The sequence below is a fragment of the Macromonas bipunctata genome, assembly GCF_002837135.1.
In the GTDB taxonomy this organism is placed as follows: Bacteria; Pseudomonadota; Gammaproteobacteria; order Burkholderiales; family Burkholderiaceae_C; genus Macromonas_A; species Macromonas_A bipunctata.
On record NZ_NWBQ01000010.1, the window covers coordinates 1 to 2,348 of the forward strand.

Annotated in this window: 2 protein-coding genes; one reads left to right on the forward strand and one right to left on the reverse strand. The window is 63.4% G+C overall.

The features are described from left to right. Positions 1-17 precede the first annotated feature (17 nt). Positions 18-1,388: a methyl-accepting chemotaxis protein gene (locus CON76_RS01450; protein ID WP_240592707.1), complete on the forward strand. Its 1,371-nt coding sequence runs from the start codon at positions 18-20 to the stop codon at positions 1,386-1,388. On the opposite strand, the gene CON76_RS01455 is transcribed toward CON76_RS01450, so the two are convergent. Beyond that, positions 1,385-2,348, reverse strand: a 964-nt coding sequence (locus CON76_RS01455; protein WP_101101383.1) for an RNA-guided endonuclease InsQ/TnpB family protein, incomplete at its 5' end; no start/stop codon positions are given. The two genes, CON76_RS01450 and CON76_RS01455, sit on opposite strands and share 4 nt — an antisense overlap.

Below are 2,348 nucleotides of genomic sequence, written 5' to 3' on the forward strand. Positions count from 1 at the left end.
GCAGCTGGAGGGTTTTGGTGGCGTTCACGGCGTTTATCATAGAGCACAACGGCACGACCGACTACGGGCCGACCCGGCCCGATCGCTCGAACCTCGGGCTGAACCCCGAGGCTTGCCGCTCAATCTGGGTCACCGTGCCCATCATCGTGCAAGGCAAATTTGTGGGGGTGGCGGGCGTGGACATTGCCCTGGCCAGCTTGCAAGAGATGGTGGGCAAGATCCGGGTGTTTGACACAGGGCGCGCCAGCCTGGTGTCCAACCAGGGCACCTACGTCGGCCACGCCGACGCCAGCAAAGTGGGCCAGGCCATGGAACAAGGTGGCGCATGGGACGGTGTGCGACAAGCCATCCGCGCTGGGCAAGCCACCAGCATCGAAACCGAGGACGCCGACCAGGGCACCGTGACGCAACTGTACGTGCCCGTTCAGGTGGGGCAGGCCAGCACGCCGTGGGCCTTCATGGCACAGGTGCCGCACGACAAGATCGAAGCCGGTGTGCGCCAGCTGGTGCTGGGGGCAGTGGCGCTGGCCCTGCTGAGCGTGGTGGTGGTGTCGGCGGTGCTGAGCTACGCCCTCAGCCGCCTGGTGCTGCACCCCCTGGGCGGAGATCCGGCGCAAGCCGTTGACATGGTCAACCGCGTGGCACAGGGCGACCTGACCGTGACGGTGGACACCCGGCGCGCCGCGCCAGGCAGCCTGATGGCGCAACTGGCCCACATGCAACAACGCCTGGCCAGCGTGGTGCTGGACGTGCGCCAGGGCGCCGACAGCGTGGCCAGCGCCAGCGTGCAAATTGCGCAAGGCAACCTCGACTTGTCGGTGCGCACCGAAAACCAAGCCACCGCCTTGGGCGAGACCACCGAGGCCATGGCGCAACTGGGCAACACGGTTCACCACAACACCGACACCGCCCAAGAGGCCAACCGCTTGGCCCAAAACGCCTCGCGCATTGCCCGCGAAGGCGGCGAGGTGGTCGGCCAAGTGGTACACACCATCCGCGACATCAACCACAGCTCACAAAAAATTGCCGACATCATCAGTGTGATCGACGGCATTGCGTTCCAAACCAACATTCTGGCGCTCAACGCTGCGGTGGAAGCGGCACGCGCGGGCGAGCAAGGCCGGGGTTTTGCCGTGGTGGCCACCGAGGTGCGCAACCTGGCCCAACGCAGCGCTGAAGCGGCCAAACAAATCACCACCCTGATCCAAGCCAGCGTCGAGCGCGTCAGCGCCGGTACCGCGTTGGTGGACCAAGCCGGCCACACAATGGAGCAAGTGGTCGATGCCATTCAGCGCGTGACCGATCTGGTGGGCCAAATCAGTGCGGCCAGCGGCGAACAAAACCAAAGCGTGCAGCAAATTGGCAACTTGACATCCTCCCCGCCCTAAAGAGCGGGGATTCCTGCTGCCAGACGGCGATGCCCCGCCGCGAGAATGTTTCGTGCTGCGTTTACATCACGATCGTGCGTCGTTCCGCATTCGCTGCACGTCCATTCTCTTATTCGCAAACCCGCCCTACCTTTCGGACTGCTGGCGGGTATCACCCCGCAGCACGAGCAAGTCTGGGTTGTATACGCCTCGTTCACGACCTCGAACACCACACCGGCCTGATGGCTCTTTTGTTCCAACATGGTTTTCAGCATGGCCCAGCCCGCGTCCAACGTGCTTTTGGCCATGGTGGTCTTGACCAGCTTGGCGCTGGCCACGTCGCCCACGAAGATGGCGGCGTTTTGTCGCACCATCTCGGTGCTGAATTTGTGCAAGTCGTTCTTGCGCTGGTTTTTGATCTTGGCGTGGATCGCCTTGACCCGCTTCTTTTTGCGCGCCCGTTGCGCTTTGGCCAGTTCCAGCTCGTGCTGGCGGTACCAGCGCCCTTCCAGCTTTTTGCCCGCGCTGGGGGTGGCGCATTCTTTCAGGCCCAAGTCGATGCCGACCGCTGCTGTGCCTTGCGAGGGCTGGCACTCCACTTCCACCGCGACGTTGAAGTACCAGCGGCCCCGGCTGTCTTCGCTGAAGGAGCCGGAACGCAGCTCGTACTGGGACAAGCCGTAGCTGTCCCACAGGCTGAAGTGGTGCCCGGCAAAGTGGATTTGCCCCGCTTTGTACTTGGCGTGCCCGATCTTGAACGGAATCCAGCCCAATGAATACTTGGACGATTTGGGGTTGGACACGCGCCAGTTGAGCCGCGTCTTCTTGAACTGTCTGCGCCGGGTGGCGTACTCGACGCACACCAGTTGCACAGTGCCGCTGCCGACTGCCACCCCTTCGCACTTGCTGTACCCAGCGGTGAGCTTTTGCAGGTCGTAGCCCGACAGGTATTTGGGCGGGCCAAAGTACGGGCGCGCCGCT